Origin of the sequence: Salinarimonas soli, assembly GCF_008386575.1 — a bacterium.
Taxonomy (GTDB): Bacteria; Pseudomonadota; Alphaproteobacteria; order Rhizobiales; family Beijerinckiaceae; genus Salinarimonas_A; species Salinarimonas_A soli.
This window is the reverse complement of record NZ_VUOA01000083.1, coordinates 1-229: the sequence shown is the minus strand read 5'-3', so window position 1 is coordinate 229 and position 229 is coordinate 1. Positions and strand designations below refer to the sequence as shown.

At 63.8% G+C, this 229-nt stretch carries 1 pseudogene; it reads left to right on the top strand.

Going from position 1 to position 229, the window contains the following annotated elements:
- A pseudogene (locus F0L46_RS25305) lies at nucleotides 1–229 on the top strand (methyl-accepting chemotaxis protein); the annotation flags it as partial.

Genomic DNA, 229 nt, shown 5'->3' with positions numbered 1-229 from the left:
TGCGTCGGGCGCAGCGTCTCGACGATCTGACCAGGCGGTTCGAGGCGAACGTTGCGACGTTGACTCAGGGCTTGTCATCAGCCGCGACCGAGATGGAAGCCACAGCACAGTCCATGACGATGATCGCCGACGAGACGACCAGCCAGTCAGTCAACGTCGCGGGTGCTGCCGAGCAAACCTCGGCTAACGTGCAGACGGTCGCGGCTGCGACGGAGGAGCTGTCGATCTC